This is a genomic window from Methylorubrum populi, from assembly GCF_002355515.1.
GTDB lineage: Bacteria > Pseudomonadota > Alphaproteobacteria > Rhizobiales > Beijerinckiaceae > Methylobacterium > Methylobacterium populi_A.
Map to the genome: position 1 here is coordinate 4,816,062 of NZ_AP014809.1, position 14,370 is coordinate 4,830,431.

Here is a 14,370-nt window from a genome sequence, read left to right on the forward strand (position 1 = left end):
AGCGGAGCCCCGCAGACGAGACGACAGAGAAAAGGCCCCACGGGCATACGCCCGGGAGCCTTGTTCGGTCAGGTTCGAGAGATTTGGGGCGAAGAGGACTGGAACGGTCGATCAACGCTCCCGGCCGCTGAGGAGCTTCTCCAGGGCGGCGAGCCCGCTGCGCTCGGCTGCCTCTTCCGTGGTCTGCACCCGGTCGGCGCGCTGGAAGAGCTTGCCGTTCCGGCGGATGGCCCAGGTGAAGTGCCCGGCGGGGCGCTCGCAGGCTTCGATTTCGAGGGTGTAGGGATTTGCGCTGTTGTTTGCCATGAGCGGGATATAGGGTCGCCCTCCCGGTCCGGCTACCCACCCGGTGCATGGTTGCGTTGCTTTTCGTGGGCGGCCCCGCGTTCGACGAGGCTTGCGGCAAGGCTTTCGGGGCGGCTCTGCGGCGGGGCCCGGCCGCATTTGACAATCCGGGCGGGATCACCGACACGGCGCCCCGGCCGGATGCGGGCCGTCCACCGGCCTGAACCGATCCGCCCGCCCGAGCCGCCGATGCCCGTACCTTCCCGCCCGAGCCAGGCCGCGCCGAAAGCGGGCCGCCTCCGTCACAGCGCCTTCCGCAGCGTCTGCCCATGACGAGCCTCAGCGTCGGCCCGTCCGCCGCGCCGCGGACGGAACTTGTCCGGCCGCTCGCCGGCGCGCTGAACCTCGCGGACCGAGCGCTGTCCTTCGGCGCGGCGAGCCATGTCCGGGCCTGCCTCCTGCTCCTCTGTCTCGGGCTCGCGAGCTTCCTGCCGGGCTTCGCCTCGCTCCAGCCGATGGACCGGGACGAGCCGCGCTTCGCGCAGGCCTCCAAGCAGATGCTGGAGACGGGCGACCTCGTCGATATCCGCTTCCAGGCGGAGGCGCGCCACAAGAAGCCGGTCGGGATCTACTGGGCGCAGGCCGCCGCCGTCGCGGCCGGCGAGGCGCTCGGGGTGCCGGCGGCCCGCACGCAGATCGGGCTCTACCGGATCCCCTCGCTCGTCGGCGCGCTGGCGGCGATCCTCCTGACCTACTGGGCCGCTCTCGCGCTGCTCGACCGGCGCCGGGCGCTGCTCGCTGCGGCGCTCTTCGGCGCCTGCATCATGCTCTCGGCCGAAGCCCGGCTGGCCAAGACCGACGCACTGCTCACCGCCTGCTCGGTCGCCGCCTTCGGGGCGCTCGCCCGCGCCTGGCTCGGGCGGGCCCGGCTGGAGCGGCGGCGGGGCCCGGCCTCGCTCGGGACGGCCCTGGTCTTCGGGCTCGGGCTGGCGCTCGGCATCCTCGTGAAGGGGCCGATGGTGCCGCTGTTTGCCGGCCTCACCGCCCTCGTCCTCTGCCTGCGCGAGGGCTCGGCCCGCTGGCTCCTCGACCTGCGCCCGCGCCTGGGCCTCGTCCTCACCCTCGCCATCGTGGCGCCCTGGTTCCTGGCGATCGCCTGGAAGAGCGGCGGCGCCTTCTTCGGCGAGGCGGTGGGGCGCGACATGCTCGGCAAGGTCGGCTCCGGCGCCGAGAAGCACTGGGGCCCGCCCGGCGCCTACGCGCTCGCCTTCTTCGCCACCTTCTGGCCGGGGGCGGCCTTCGCCACCCTCGCCATTCCCTTCGCCTGGAGGCAGCGGGGCGAGGAGGCGGTGGCGCTGCTGCTCGCCTGGATCGTGCCGATGTGGCTGATCTTCGAGGCGGTGCCGACCAAGCTGCCGCACTACGTCCTGCCCCTGATGCCGGCGGTGGCGATCCTGACCGTGCTGGCTTTGTCCCGCGGCGCGCTCGATCCGCGCCGCCCGGGCGCGCGCTGGGTGGCGGGCCTCGTGGTGCTGATCCCGGTGGGGCTGACGCTGGGCCTGAGCCTCGCCGCGTGGCGGCTCGATCATGTGCTGCCGCTCGCCGCCCTGCCGCTGCTGCTTGCCGCCTGCGCCCTCGCCGCCACGGCCTGGGCCGCCTTCGCCCAAGGGGCAGGGCAGAGGGCCGGGGAGGGGGCTTTGACCCTCGGAATCGCCGCCTCGGTGGTGCTGTCGGGGGCCGTGTTCGGCCTGACCCAGCCGGTGCTGCAGAGCCTCAAGGTCTCGCCGCGACTCGCCGCGATCCGCGACGCCCTGCCCTGTGCGGAGGCGCGGGTGGCGAGCCTGGGGCTTCGCGAGCCGAGCCTCGTCTTCACCATCGGCACGGATCTGGCCATGCTGAATTCCGGCGCGGAGGCCGCCGCCTTCCTGCGTGAGGGCGGCTGCCGCCTCGTGCTGGTCGAGGACCGGTTCGCCGCCGAATTCACCGGCGCGCAAGGCGGGCAGCCGCTGAGCCCCGCCGGCCGGGTCACCGGCTTCAACATCAACGGCGGCAAGCCGGTGGGGGTCTCGGCCTACGCCGCGCGGCCGGGCGCCACACCATGAGCATGATCAGCGAAACCGAGCCGCCGCGCCTCAGCGTGGTGGTGCCGGTGAAGAACGAGGCCGGCAACATCGAGGCCCTGGTGGCCGAGATCGGCCATGCCTGCCAGAGCCTCGCGCCCTTCGAGGTCATCTACGTCGATGACGGCTCGACCGACGACACCCTGGCCACGCTTCAGGGATTGCGGCGAAAGCACCCCTGGCTCCGGGTGGTGCGCCATGACCGCAGCGGCGGCCAGAGCGGGGCGGTACGCAGCGGCGTGCTGCGCGCCCGAGCCCCCGTCATCGCGACCCTCGACGGCGACGGCCAGAACGACCCGTCCTTCATCCCCGTCCTCTACGCCGCCCTCGAACAGGGCGGCGCGGGCGTCGGCCTGGCGCAGGGCCAGAGGGTTGGCCGGAAAGGCGCCTGGAAGCAGTTCCAGTCGCGCATCGCCAACGGCGTGCGCGGAAAGATCCTGAAGGATGCCACCCGCGACACCGGCTGCGGTCTCAAGGTGTTCCGCCGCGAGGTCTATCTCGCGCTGCCCTATTTCGACGCGCTCCACCGCTTCATGCCGGCGCTCGTCACCCGCGAGGGGTTCGGCGTGGTCCACCGCGACGTGGTCGACCGGCCGCGCTTCACCGGCCGCTCGAATTACGGGATGTTCGACCGGCTCTGGGTCGGCATCCTCGATCTGGCCGGAGTCTGGTGGCTGATCCGGCGGCGGCGCCCGGCCCCGCGGGCCGAAGACGTGCCGCAGAGCGAGACCCGGTGACCCCATGCTGATCCAGCTCGCCGAGGACCTCCCGGCCTATTTCTACGACGTCTTCGTCACCCGCTTCGATTTCTGGCTGGTGTTCGGCATCGCCGCGCAGCTCGTGTTCGGCTCGCGCTTCATCCTGCAATGGATCGCCAGCGAGCGGGCGGGCAAGAGCGTGATGCCGCTCTCGTTCTGGTTCCTGTCGATCGCGGGCGGGCTGATGACCCTGGTCTACGGCTTCGTGCGCCGGGAGCCGGTGATCATCATCGGCCAGGGACTGTCGACCTTCATCTATCTGCGCAACCTCGCCCTGATCTTCCGCGAGCAGCGGCGCGCCCGCAGGGCCTGAGACGATCCCGACGGCATGTTCCAGACCGCGACGGGCGATCCCGACAGCATCGCCCACATCATCCAGGTGGCGCTCGCCCCCGCCTTCCTGCTCTCGGCGCTGGCGACCCTGCTCAACGTCTTCTCGACCCGCCTCGGTCGCGTCGCCGACAAGGTCGATGCCCTCTCGGCGACCCTGCCCGGGGCGAACGGGGAGGGGCGGGCGACGCTCGACCGGCGTCTCGCCTATCTGCGGCGGCGCTCGCTCCTGCTCGACCTCGCCGTGGTGCTGGCGAGCTTGGGCGGCGTGATGACGGGCGCCGCGGTGCTGACGCTGTTCGTCGGCGCGCTCAGGGATGCCTCGGCCGCCTCGGTGCTGTTCGCCTGCTTCGGCCTCGCGCTCGTCTGCACCATCCTGGCGATCCTGGCCTTCCTCGCCGAGATCCTTCTGGCCGGAAGGGGCGTGCGCCTGGAGGTCGAGCGTAAGCAGGACCAAGCGGGATAATCAGGGTTTCGAAAGGGCAAGCCCTTTCGCGGGTCCAGGGCGGAGCCCTGGAGGACCGACGAAGTCGTAATCCTCCGCCCGCAGCCGCTCGGTGCCGCGCACGTAATCGCCCACCGTCCCGGGCCAGAGCGTACGGTTGCGGCCCGCACGGTCGAGATACCAGCTGCCGCAGCCGCCCCGCGTCCAGATACTGTCCCGCATCAGCGCATCGACCTCGGCGCGGAAGCGCGCCTGTGCCTGCGGGCGCACCTCCAGCACGCCGCCGGGATGGCTGCGCAGGCGCTGCAGCGCATCGAGCACGTGGGCGACCTGGGCCTCGACCATCAGGAGCACGGAGTTGTGGCCGAGCCCGGTATTGGGGCCGAGCAGCAGGAAGAAGTTCGGGAAGCCCGCGACCGAGATGCCCCGGAACGCATCGGCCCCGTCCTTCCACGCCTGCAGCAGGCTCACGCCGTCGCGCCCGATCACCTCGGTGCGCAGCAGGCTGCCGCCGGGGGAGAAGCCGGTGGCGAAGATGAGGACGTCGAGCGGGTGCTCGGTGCCGTCCGCGGTGACGAGGCCGTGGGGCAGAACCGCGCGGATCGGCGCGGTGACGAGGCTCGCATGGGGGCGGGCGAGGGCGGGATAGTACGCGTCGGAGAGCAGCACCCGCTTGCAGCCGAGGCGGTAATCCGGCGTCAGCTTTCTGCGCAGCTCCGGGTCGGCGATCGAGGCGGCGAGGTGACGGCGGGCCATTCCCTCTGCCAGGGCGGTCACGCGCGAGACGCGGGTGAAGCCCGCGAGCGCCGCGACCTCGCGGCGCCAGAACAGCGAGGCGCGGTAGAGCCGGCGCAGGGGCGCGAGCCGCATGAGGCGTCGGCGCCCGTCCCCGACGGGGCGGTCGCCGCGGGGCAGGATCCAGGGGGCCGAGCGCTGGAACTGGGTGAGGTGGGCGACGCGGCCGACGATCTCCGGCACGAACTGCACCGCGCTCGCCCCCGTGCCGATCACGCCGACGCGCTTGTCTCGCAGATCGCAGGCGTGATCCCAGGCCGCGGAGTGGAAGGCGGTGCCGGAGTAGCTGTCCAGGCCGGGGATGCGGGGCAGGGACGGGTGGTGCAGGGCGCCCATCGCGCCGACCAGCACCCGGGCCGAGAGCGTCCCTTTGTCGGTCTCGACCCGCCACAGGCCCGCCGCCGCGTCGAACACGGCGCGCTCCACGCGGGTCTCCAGGCGCAGGAACGGCGCGAGGCCGTGCCCGGCGACGAGCCCTTCGAGATAGCTCTGGATCTCGGCCTGGGGCGCGAACAGGCGCGACCAGTCGGATTTCGGGGCGAAGGAGAGGGAGTAGAGCTGCGAGGGCACGTCGCAGGCGGCGCCGGGATAGGTGTTCGCCCGCCACGTGCCGCCGATGCCCGCGGCCTTCTCCAGCACGAGGAGGCGCTCGAACCCCGCCTGCCGCGCACGGATCGCCATGGCGAGGCCGGAAAAGCCCGCGCCGACGATGACGAGGTTGAGGGGCGCCTCGCTCACGCCGCCGCCTCCGTGCCGGGATGGGAGCCCGCCTCCAAGGCGCGGCGCAGGAAGAGAGCTGCGCCATCGAGGGAGCTTCGCGCCTCCGGCAGAAAGCTCTCCGCGAGCTGCCAGGCATGCGCCACCACGGGGAACACCGTGAGATCGACCGGCACGCCTGCGGCCCGCGCCTTCTCGGCAAGCCGCAGGGAGTCGTCGCGCAGGATCTCGCGCGCCCCGACATGGATGAGCAGCGGCGGAAACCCAAAAAAGTCCGCCTCGATCGGCGAGGCGCGCGGGTCGGCGGGGTCGGCCCCGGCGAGATAGGCCGGCACGAGCCGCATCAGCGATTCCGGGCGGAACATCGCGTCGCGGCGCCCATTCGTGCGGAACGAGGCGCTGCGGCCGATCAGATCCGTGGCCGGCGAAAACAGCGCCGCGGCCGCGGGCGGAGGCAGGCCGAGGCGGCGCGCCTCGATGATCGTGGTGAGCGCCAGGGTGCCGCCCGCCGAATCCCCGGCGACGACCGCCGGTCCGGCCTGCACGAGCGCGGCCCACACCGCGCTGCAATCCTCGACCGCGGCCGGGAAGGGGTGCTCCGGCGCCAGCCGGTAATCCGGCGTGAACACCCGGAAGCCGGCCCGGGCGAAGCGGCCGGTGACCGGGCGGTAGACCTGCGCCGAGCAGGCGATGAAGCCGCCGCCGTGGCAATAGAGCAGGGTGGGGCGCGTACCCTCCGCCCCCTCAGTCTCCTTCCGTTCGGCCTGCGCCCACTCGCCGGGCACGCCGCCGACCTCGCCGGCGGTGAAGGCGACGCCGGGCGGCTGCGGGAACCGGGCGCTCTCGAAGGCGCGACGGATCGCCAGCACGTCGAGGGTGTTGCCGAGCCGCCGCTTCACCGCGAGGCGAATGGCGAGATCGTAGAGGTGGGCGCGCAGGCTCGCCATGGTCATGTGTCCCGAACGGCGCGGCGGATCAGCGACCAGTAGCGCACCGGCAGCAGCCGCTGGACCAAGAGGGCGCGGCGGGCGTCGGCGCCGATCACCACGCGGGGCGCCCGCGCCTCGATCCCGCGCAGGATCGCCGCGGCCGCCGTCTCTGGGCGCAGGGTCAGCAGGCGCTCGAAGGCGGCCAGCCCCGCGGCGGCCTCCCGCGGATCCATCGAGCGCGGCGTGCGGGCGTTGCGGGCGATGGCGGTGGCGACCCCGCCCGGATGCACCAGGGTGACGCCGAGCCCGGTGCCCTCGTACTCGTGGCGCAGGGCCTCGGTGAAGCCGCGCACGGCGAACTTGCTCGCCGCGTAGGCCGCCTGCCCCGCCGGCGCGATGATGCCGAACACGCTCGACAGGTTGACGATCTGCGCCTGGGGTTCGTCCCGCAGCAACGGCAGGCAGGCATGGGTCAGCCGCATCACCGCGTGCAGGTTCACGTCCATCAGCCAGTCGATATCGGCCGGGTCCGTCTCCTCGAACCGGCCGCCCAGCGCCACGCCGGCATTGTTGACGAGAAGCTGCAGGCCGCCGTGACGGGCCCGGACCGCCTCCGGCAGGGCGAGGAGCGCCTCGCGGTCGGCGAGGTCGAGGACGTGCTCGCTGACCGCAACACCCGAGGCGCGGGCTTTCTCCGCCGTCTCGGCGAGGCCCTGCGCGTCCCGGTCGGCGAGCGCGAGGGCGCAGCCGCGGCCCGCCAGCGCGAGGCTCAGCGCCGCGCCGATGCCGCTCGCGGCCCCCGTGACGAGGGCGGTGCGGCCCCGCAGGACGAAGCGCCGAGCCATCTCCGCCTCAGGCCTCCGGGGGGAGGGGACGGGTGCCATAGGCCTCGGCCATCGCCTCGACCTCGGCCAGCTTGGCATGGAGCGCCGACCAGTCGTCGGCCTCCGCGATCGGCGCCCAGAGCGCCTCGACCTCGTCGATCAGCATCGTGCAGGGCTTTTCGCGGGCGAAATAGGGGTGGTCAAGGTTGGCCTCGGCCGCCGGGCGCATCGCCTGGAGCGCGGCGTGAACCGGACGGAAGGCGTCGCTGGCGTAGTGCTCGCCCGCCGGACTGCGCGCCGCCCGGGGCTCGCTCGCCAGACCGCCGCGCCAGTCGAAGAAAACCTGCTCGAACGGGGCGCGGCTCTTCTCCAGGAAGGCCCAGAATGCGCCGACCAGCCGGTGGACCGCGCCCTCGCCCTCCCCTTGGGCGGGGGTGACGCCGAGCCGGAACAGGATCGCCTCGGCGAAGGCGTCCTGCAGCGCCGGGCCGAAGGTCTTGAGCCCCGCCTCCAGCCGCTCCTTGGGCACGAGGCCGAGCAGGCAGTCGGCCAGGCGGCTCAGGTTCCAGAACAGGGCCTCGGGCTGGCGGCCGAAGCTGTAGAGGCCCCATTCGTCGAAATAGGCGGCGGTGAAGGCCGGATCGTGGGCGGGCGCGAAGCGCCAGGGGCCGTAATCGAAGCTCTCGCCGGTGACGTTGATGTTGTCGGTGTTGAGCACGCCGTGGACGAAGCCCGCGGCCATCCACTGCGCGCCCATCCGCGCCACCCGCGCCAGCATCGCCTCGAAGAACAGCGCCGCCCGCTCGGCCCCGTCCGCCTCCTGGATGCCGGGATAGTAGGTCTCGACCACGTAATCGACGAGGCGGGCGATGGCCTCGGGCTGTTCGAGGAACAGGAAGCGCTGGAAGGTGCCGATGCGCAGGTGGGAATGCGAGAGCCGCACCAGCACCGCCGAGCGGGTCGGGGAGGGCTCATCGCCCCGCTCCAGCGCCTCGCCGGTCTCGATCAGGCTGAGCGACTTCGAGGTCTCGACGCCGAGCGCCTCCAGCATGGCGGTGGCGAGTACCTCGCGCACGCCGCCCTTCAGGGTGAGCCGCCCGTCCGCCCCGCGCGACCACGGCGTCGTGCCGCTGCCCTTGGTGCCGAGATCGAGCAGCCGCCCGTCGCGCAGGTCGTGGAGTTGCGCGAACAGGAAGCCGCGCCCGTCGCCGAGATCGGGATTGTAGGAGCGGAACTGATGGCCGTGGTAGCGCAGGGCCAGCGGCCTCTCGAACGAGCCGGGCACGGGGGTGAAGCGCGCGAAATGCGCGATCCAGGCCGTGTCCGACAGGTCGTCGAGCCCGATCCGCCGCGCCCAAGGCTGGTTGCGGTAGCGCAGGATCGCCGACGGGAAGTCGGCCGGCGCCACGACGTCGGAGAAGTCGGGGCCGAGATCGGCGTGGCGGCGCGAGGGTCGATGGGCGGGCAGGGGAGCGGCTCCTGAGCGGCGGGAGGAGTCGGGCAGGCGCGGGGGAACGTCAAGCCGACGAAAGGGTGAACCCACCGGCGGGGAGGGGCGATCCCACCACGGAATGGGTGCCGTGCCCTGCCCTGGCTATCCCGGGTCCGTCACGGCATGGCATCGCATCGAAACGAGCCCCGAGCACGGATTTCCCAGCGTGACCCAAGGCACCCCCGGCGCCCGCGCCTCCGCGGCGGCCTATCCGATCCTGACGCTGACCACCCTGCTGTGGGCGGGCAACACCGTGGCCGGCAAATGGGCGGTCGGCGAGGTCTCGCCGCAGGTGCTGACCACCCTGCGCTGGGCCTTCGCCTTCGCGGTGCTGCTCGTGGTGGCGCGCCGCGCCGTTCTGGCGGATTGGGACCGGCTGGTACAGCGCTGGCGCTACCTGTTCCTGATGGGAGCTTGCGGCTTCACGATCTTCGCGAGCCTGTTCTACGCCGCCGGCATCTACACCAAAGCGGTCAACGTCGCGCTGATCCAGGGGGCGATCCCGGTCTTCGTCATGATGCTCAACTTCGTCGTGCGGCGGGTTCCGGTGCGGGCCGGGCAGGTGCTGGGCGCCGCCGTCACCCTGGTGGGCGTCGCCGTGGCGACGACCCACGGCGACCTCGCGGTGCTGGCCCATCTCGGCCTCAATCTCGGCGACGGGCTGATGCTGGCTGCGAGCCTCGTCTATGCCGGCTACACCGTGGCGCTCGCCGGGCGGCCGGCGGTGACGGGACTCGCCTTCTTCACCGCCCTGGCGCTGGCCGCCTTCCTCACCTCGCTGCCGCCGCTGGCGGCCGAATGGGCGCTCGGTCGCTCGATCTGGCCCGGCACCGCCACGGCCTGGGCGATCGTCGCCTTCGTCGCGCTCGGTCCCTCGCTGCTGGCGCAGCTCTCCTTCATCCGCGGGGTCGAGTTGATCGGCCCGAACCGGGCCGGGCTGTTCGTGAACCTCGTACCGGTCTTCGGTGCGGGGCTCGCCGTGCTGCTGGCGGGCGAGCCCTTCGGCGGGGCCGAGACGCTGGCGCTGCTTCTCGTGCTCGGCGGCATCCTCATCGCCGAGACCACAGGGCGGCGCGCGGCACGGGCCAAGAGCCAGGACAGGCGTCTTTGAGAATGAAGGCAGAAGCGGCGGAGGGGAGGGGAACGATCCGCCCGATCTCCGACTGAGGGTTGAACATCTTCTCAGTCGTTACTGTCCGGGTGACGGGCGAAAAACCTGCGCCGCGTTGGATGGGTCACAGATCGGGCCTGAAAACCCGCTAGAGTTCTTTCGAATCACGTTCTCGGATCTTTCTCGTCGACATGTCGTCTCCCCTCACCCCCGCCGTCGCACGGCGGCCCGTGCCGCTGTGGCTCGGCGATGTCACCGCCCTCGGCGCGACGGGGGCCGCGGCCGCCCTGCGCCACGCCCTGGACGACGTGCTGCCGCCGGGCTTTCCGTTCCTGACCTTCTTCCCGGCGGTGATCCTGACGACGTTCTTCTTCGGCCTGCGGCCGGGGATCGTCTGCGCGGTGCTCTCGGGGCTCGCCGCGTGGTACGTCTTCATCGGCGAGTCCAACACCTTCCTGCTCGATGCGCAGACCGCTCTGGCGCTCGGCTTCTACGCCTTCATCGTTGCCGTCGACATCGCGCTCATCCACCTGATGCGCGTCGCGGGCGAGCGCCTGAGCGCGGAGCGGGCGTTGAGCGCGCAGCTCTACGAGCAGCAGCGCACCATGTTCCAGGAATTGCAGCACCGGGTCGCCAACAACATGCAGTTCGTGGCGGCCCTGCTCGCCCTGCAGCGGCGCAAGGTCGTCGAGAACCCGCAGGAGGCGGTCGGCGTCTTCGACGAGGCGCAGACCCGGCTGGAGACGATCGCGCGCATCCATCGCCGCCTCTACGACCCGGCCCTGGCCGATCTGCCCGTCGGCCAGTACCTTCAGGAGCTCTGCACCGATCTGCTCGACGCCACGGGCGCGCGCAACATCGTCTGCCTCGTCGACGTTCCGCCGGTGCGCCTTGACCTCGCCCGCCTCACCACCCTGTCGCTTCTCGTGGTCGAGGTGGTGACGAACGCCCTGAAGCATGCCTTCCGGGAAGGCCGGCGCGGCACCATCACCATCCGGCTCGAAACCCTCGACGGCGGCCAGGCGGCCCTCAGCATCGCCGATGACGGGCCGGGCATCCCCGCCGACTTCGACCCGGCGGCGAGCCGCAGCCTCGGCTTCCGGATCGTCCAGGGGCTGGCCGCCCAGCTCGACGGCACGCTGACCTACGCCAACGAGGGCGGCACGGTGGTCCGCCTCGTCTTCGCCACCGGTCCCGCGCCGGCCGCGGCCTGATCGAGCGATGCGGTGTCCGCGTGATCGAAGCGGGCATCGTGACGGCGCCGGCGTGAGGGTAGGGCGGCTTCGACCGGCAAAGCTGGGGACGGATGCCAATGGTCCATACTGCACTGGCGAGCCATCCCAGCGACCTGCCGCTCGGGCTTCCGGCCACCGTATCCGAACCGCACCAACGCCGTTCGCATAAGATATATTATGGAACTTAAGGGCGGATATGGGCTGCCTTTGGGCTCCTATTAACCATAAATCGCCCGCGTTTTCCCGCTTTTCGGCCTTTCCCTGCCAGTCCGGTTCGTGGCTGCGGTGGGACCCGTGTCACAGGACGCGGCGGGATCCCTCGCTATCGTCACAATCATCGGGCAACAGCCGGAGACCTCGGGCAACAGAGCCGGCTGTCGGACGCTTCGCCATGTCGTTCCGCACGTTCTCGTTTCGCACGCTACCCGGCCTGATCCTCGCCGCAGCCCTCGCCGGCCCGCTCGGCCTGTCCGGTGCCTGCGCGCAGCCCGATGCGCCGGCGGTGACGGCGCAGCAGGTCCTGTCACCGCAGAAGCCGGCCTCCGGCGAGCGCCTGCCGGCGAAGCTCGTCCGGCTCGCCTCCCTGCTCGGCCGGGACGGCGACGTGCGGATCGTGGCGTTCGGCTCCTCCTCGACGGAAGGGGCGGGTGCCTCGTCGCCGGCCACGGCCTACCCTGCCCTGCTCGAGCGCGACCTCGAGGAGCGCCTGCAGATCGGCGCGTCGAGCCGGCGCTCGATCACCGTAATCAACCGCGGCAAGGGCGGCGACACGTCCGAGGCGATGGCGCGGCGGCTGGAGCGCGACGTGCTCGCCGAGCGGCCCGACCTCGTGGTCTGGCAGACCGGCAGCAACGATCCGCTCGCGGGCGTGCCGCTGGAACGCTTCGTCGAACTGACCCGTGCGGGCATCCAGGCGATCCGCGCCACGGGGGCCGACGTGGTGCTGATGGACCAGCAATGGTGCAGCAAGCTCTCGGGCGTCGGCGGCGCCGAGCGCTACGGCGAAGCCCTGCACGCCCTGGCCGCCGAACTCGGCGTGCCGGTGATCCGCCGCCGCGCCCTGATGCAGTCCTGGGTCACGCACGGACTGATGACCCCGGCCCAGATGATCGGCCCCGACGGCCTGCACATGACCGATGCCGGCTACCGCCAGCTCGCCAAGGCGGCCGCCGCCCAGATCCTCGTCGGCGCCGGCCTGATCCAGCCCTCGCTGGCCCGGAACTGACGCCGGAACTGACCGGGGCAGGGGTGCCTTTCCCGTTCAGGAAGCCCCCTCCCCGCCTTCTCGGGCCGTCCCATGAAGCAGGCCGAACTGACCGAGGCGGCGCTCGCCGCCTTCCTCGACGCGTTCTACGCCCGAGTGCGCCGCGACCCGCTGATCGGGCCCGTCTTCGCCCGTAAGATCCCGGACGAGGCGTGGCCGCGCCATCTCGCCACGATCCGCGACTTCTGGTCCTCGGTGCTGCTGAAGACCGGCCGCTACAAGGGCAACCCGTTCGGCCGCCATCTCGGCATCGAGGGGATCGAGCCGGCGCATTTCGCGCGCTGGCTCGGCCTGTTCGAGGAGACCGCCAGGGAGGTGTTCGAGCCGCCGATCGCGGAACAGATCGTCGAGCGGGCGCACCGCATCGGCGACAGCCTCAAGGCCGGCCTGTTCTTCCGGGCTGACCTGCGCGACGTTCGCGCCTGACGTCTCAGAGATCGACGGTTGCCGTCAGCCCGTCATGGGCCGGCACCACGTTCGCCGGCAGCTTCCTCGCCAGTGTCGCGTAGTCGAGATCGGTGTGGAGATTCGTCAGGATGGCGCGGCGTGGCGCGACCTCCTCGATCAGCGCCAGCGCGTCCGAGACCGAGTAGTGCGACGGGTGAGGGGTCTCGCGCAGGGCATCGATGATGAGCAGGTCGAGGCCGTGCAGGCGGGCCTTGGCCGCCTCGGGCATCACGCTCACGTCCGGCGCGTAGGCGGCGGGGCCGAAGCGGAAGCCGTGGGCGATCTCGTTGCCGTGCTCCATGCGGAAGGCTTCCGCCTCGATCGGGCCGCCCGCGCCGCCGATGGTCAGGGTCGCGCCCGCCCGCATCTCGTGCAGGTCGAGGATCGGCGGGTAGAGGCTGCCCGGCGGCGTCTCGAAGGCGTAGCCGAAGCGCTTGATCAGCAATGCACGCGTGAGGGGGTCGGCGTGGACCGGGATGCGCCGATGCATGTGGATGACGAGGGGCCGGACGTCGTCGATGCCGTGGGTGTGGTCGGCATGTGCATGGGTGTAGAGCAGGGCGTCGAGGCGGGTGACGCCGGCATCGATGAGCTGCTCGCGCAGGTCCGGCGAGGTGTCGACCAGCACCGTTGTGGCGCCCCCTCCCCCGTCTCCCTGGCGGCGCTCGACCAGCAGCGAGCAGCGGCGGCGGCGGTTGCGCGGGTTGGCCGGATCGCAGGCGCCCCAGCCGTATCCGACCCGCGGCACGCCGCCGGAGGAGCCGCAGCCGAGGATCCGCAGGTTCAGGCTCGGCATGCGCCCTCCCCCCTCATCATGCGGCGATCCCGTCGATCGCCGCGGCCTTGGAGAACAGCCGGTAGAAGTTCGCCGTGCTGCGGGCGGCAAAATCCTCGAAGGACAGGTCGAGGGTCCTAGCCAGCACCCGCGCGGTGTCGGCGGTGTAGGCCGGCTCGCAGCGCCGGCCGCGGTGCGGCTCGGGGGCGAGGAACGGCGCGTCGGTCTCGACCAGGATGCGGTCGAGGGGCACGTTCCGGGCGATGTCGCGCAGCGCGTCGGAGCGGCGGAAGGTGACGATGCCGGAGAACGACACCGACAGGCCGAGCTCGACCCCGACCTGCGCCAGCCGCGCGCCCGACGAGAAGCAGTGCAGCACCGCCTTGAACGGTGTCCTGGCCATCTCGTCGGTGAGCACCGCCTCCATATGCGCATCGGCGTCGCGGGAATGGATCACCAGCGGCAGGCCGGAGAGGCGGGCAGCCTCGATATGGGCGCGCAGCACCCGCTCCTGCACCGCCTCCGGCGCGGCGTCCTCGTAATGGTAGTCGAGCCCCGCCTCGCCGATGCCGACGCAGCGCGGCGCGGCGGCGAGCGCGGCGATCGTGTCCGCCGGCACGTCCGGCTCCTCGGCGGCGCCGTGCGGATGGGTGCCGACCGTGTACCAGACCGCCGTATGCGCTTCGGCGAGCGCGCGGTAGCTGTCCGCCTTGGCGACCCGCGTCGAGATGGTGAGCAGGCGCGTCACGCCGGCCTCGGCCGCGCGGGCGATCACGCCGGGGATGTCCTCGGCGAAATCGGGGAAGTCGAGATGGCAGTGGCTGTCGACCAGCATGGTCTGTT

The 14,370-nt window shown here is 71.9% G+C and carries 15 protein-coding genes; 8 read left to right on the top strand and 7 right to left on the bottom strand.

The window, feature by feature from the left end:
* Positions 1–111: 111 nt before the first annotated feature.
* Positions 112–306 carry a hypothetical protein gene (locus MPPM_RS22275; protein ID WP_003599068.1) on the bottom strand — a complete coding sequence of 65 codons (195 nt, stop codon included), beginning with the start codon at positions 304–306 and terminating at the stop codon, positions 112–114.
* Positions 307–614: 308 nt separating this feature from the next.
* On the opposite strand from MPPM_RS22275, the gene MPPM_RS22280 reads away from it, so the two are divergent.
* From MPPM_RS22280 to MPPM_RS22295, 4 genes are read left to right on the top strand one after another with little or no spacing between them, the layout of a single operon-like run.
* Entirely contained in the window at positions 615–2,387 is a 1,773-nt protein-coding gene (locus tag MPPM_RS22280; protein ID WP_096486920.1) for an ArnT family glycosyltransferase, read from the top strand.
* Positions 2,384–3,142, top strand: coding sequence for a glycosyltransferase family 2 protein (locus MPPM_RS22285; protein ID WP_096486921.1), 759 nt, complete (start codon positions 2,384–2,386; stop codon positions 3,140–3,142). The genes MPPM_RS22280 and MPPM_RS22285 overlap by 4 nt, the downstream gene beginning before the upstream one ends.
* Before the next feature lie 4 nt (positions 3,143–3,146).
* Positions 3,147–3,476: a lipid-A-disaccharide synthase N-terminal domain-containing protein gene (locus MPPM_RS22290; protein WP_096486922.1), complete on the top strand. Its 330-nt coding sequence runs from the start codon at positions 3,147–3,149 to the stop codon at positions 3,474–3,476.
* 15 nt (positions 3,477–3,491) lie between these two features.
* Positions 3,492–3,959, top strand: a complete 468-nt coding sequence (locus MPPM_RS22295; protein WP_096486923.1) for a DUF2721 domain-containing protein — start codon at positions 3,492–3,494, stop codon at positions 3,957–3,959.
* Here the strand turns inward: MPPM_RS22295 and MPPM_RS22300 are convergent, their stop codons facing one another.
* The 4 genes from MPPM_RS22300 to MPPM_RS22315 are packed head-to-tail and all read right to left on the bottom strand — an operon-like array spanning position 3,960 to position 8,671.
* Positions 3,960–5,471, bottom strand: a complete 1,512-nt coding sequence (locus MPPM_RS22300; protein WP_096486924.1) for a flavin-containing monooxygenase — start codon at positions 5,469–5,471, stop codon at positions 3,960–3,962.
* Entirely contained in the window at positions 5,468–6,397 is a 930-nt protein-coding gene (locus tag MPPM_RS22305; RefSeq protein WP_096486925.1) for an alpha/beta hydrolase, read from the bottom strand. The genes MPPM_RS22300 and MPPM_RS22305 overlap by 4 nt, the downstream gene beginning before the upstream one ends.
* 2 nt (positions 6,398–6,399) lie before the next feature.
* On the bottom strand, positions 6,400–7,224 hold the full coding sequence (locus MPPM_RS22310) for an SDR family NAD(P)-dependent oxidoreductase (protein WP_096486926.1): 825 nt from the start codon (positions 7,222–7,224) through the stop codon (positions 6,400–6,402).
* A 7-nt stretch (positions 7,225–7,231) separates the two neighbouring features.
* On the bottom strand, positions 7,232–8,671 hold the full coding sequence (locus tag MPPM_RS22315) for a protein adenylyltransferase SelO (protein ID WP_096487981.1): 1,440 nt from the start codon (positions 8,669–8,671) through the stop codon (positions 7,232–7,234).
* Positions 8,672–8,861: 190 nt separating this feature from the next.
* Between MPPM_RS22315 and MPPM_RS22320 the strand changes: the two genes are divergently transcribed.
* The 4 genes from MPPM_RS22320 (at position 8,862) to MPPM_RS22335 (ending at position 12,731) form a co-directional block, all read left to right on the top strand.
* On the top strand, positions 8,862–9,806 hold the full coding sequence (locus MPPM_RS22320; RefSeq protein ID WP_096486927.1) for a DMT family transporter: 945 nt from the start codon (positions 8,862–8,864) through the stop codon (positions 9,804–9,806).
* Positions 9,807–9,997: 191 nt separating this feature from the next.
* Positions 9,998–11,020 (top strand): sensor histidine kinase, encoded by a 1,023-nt coding sequence (locus MPPM_RS22325; protein WP_096486928.1) that lies wholly within the window; start codon positions 9,998–10,000, stop codon positions 11,018–11,020.
* Between the two features lie 412 nt (positions 11,021–11,432).
* Positions 11,433–12,266 carry an SGNH/GDSL hydrolase family protein gene (locus MPPM_RS22330; protein ID WP_096486929.1) on the top strand — a complete coding sequence of 278 codons (834 nt, stop codon included), beginning with the start codon at positions 11,433–11,435 and terminating at the stop codon, positions 12,264–12,266.
* A gap of 72 nt (positions 12,267–12,338) precedes the next feature.
* Positions 12,339–12,731 (top strand): group III truncated hemoglobin, encoded by a 393-nt coding sequence (locus tag MPPM_RS22335; protein WP_096486930.1) that lies wholly within the window; start codon positions 12,339–12,341, stop codon positions 12,729–12,731.
* A 4-nt stretch (positions 12,732–12,735) separates the two neighbouring features.
* Here MPPM_RS22335 and MPPM_RS22340 read toward each other — a convergent pair whose 3' ends face one another.
* Together MPPM_RS22340 and MPPM_RS22345 are read right to left on the bottom strand one after the other, a co-directional pair.
* A complete protein-coding gene (locus tag MPPM_RS22340) occupies positions 12,736–13,548 on the bottom strand; it encodes an MBL fold metallo-hydrolase (protein WP_096486931.1) in 813 nt (270 codons plus the stop codon).
* Positions 13,549–13,564: 16 nt separating this feature from the next.
* The gene (locus MPPM_RS22345; protein WP_096486932.1) at positions 13,565–14,362 is read right to left on the bottom strand and encodes a TatD family hydrolase; all 798 of its coding nucleotides are present in this window, start codon (positions 14,360–14,362) and stop codon (positions 13,565–13,567) included.
* Positions 14,363–14,370: the final 8 nt, after the last annotated feature.

Excerpts from the sequence above, each read along its gene's own strand:
- MPPM_RS22275 (WP_003599068.1), bottom strand. The coding sequence starts at position 306 with ATGGCAAACAACAGCGCAAATCCCTACACCCTCGAAATCGAAGCCTGC.
- MPPM_RS22280 (WP_096486920.1), top strand. The coding sequence starts at position 615 with ATGACGAGCCTCAGCGTCGGCCCGTCCGCCGCGCCGCGGACGGAACTT.
- MPPM_RS22285 (WP_096486921.1), top strand. The coding sequence starts at position 2,384 with ATGAGCATGATCAGCGAAACCGAGCCGCCGCGCCTCAGCGTGGTGGTG.
- MPPM_RS22290 (WP_096486922.1), top strand. The coding sequence starts at position 3,147 with ATGCTGATCCAGCTCGCCGAGGACCTCCCGGCCTATTTCTACGACGTC.
- MPPM_RS22295 (WP_096486923.1), top strand. The coding sequence starts at position 3,492 with ATGTTCCAGACCGCGACGGGCGATCCCGACAGCATCGCCCACATCATC.
- MPPM_RS22305 (WP_096486925.1), bottom strand. The coding sequence starts at position 6,397 with ATGGCGAGCCTGCGCGCCCACCTCTACGATCTCGCCATTCGCCTCGCG.
- MPPM_RS22310 (WP_096486926.1), bottom strand. The coding sequence starts at position 7,224 with ATGGCTCGGCGCTTCGTCCTGCGGGGCCGCACCGCCCTCGTCACGGGG.
- MPPM_RS22325 (WP_096486928.1), top strand. The coding sequence starts at position 9,998 with ATGTCGTCTCCCCTCACCCCCGCCGTCGCACGGCGGCCCGTGCCGCTG.
- MPPM_RS22330 (WP_096486929.1), top strand. The coding sequence starts at position 11,433 with ATGTCGTTCCGCACGTTCTCGTTTCGCACGCTACCCGGCCTGATCCTC.
- MPPM_RS22335 (WP_096486930.1), top strand. The coding sequence starts at position 12,339 with ATGAAGCAGGCCGAACTGACCGAGGCGGCGCTCGCCGCCTTCCTCGAC.
- MPPM_RS22340 (WP_096486931.1), bottom strand. The coding sequence starts at position 13,548 with ATGCCGAGCCTGAACCTGCGGATCCTCGGCTGCGGCTCCTCCGGCGGC.
- MPPM_RS22345 (WP_096486932.1), bottom strand. The coding sequence starts at position 14,362 with ATGCTGGTCGACAGCCACTGCCATCTCGACTTCCCCGATTTCGCCGAG.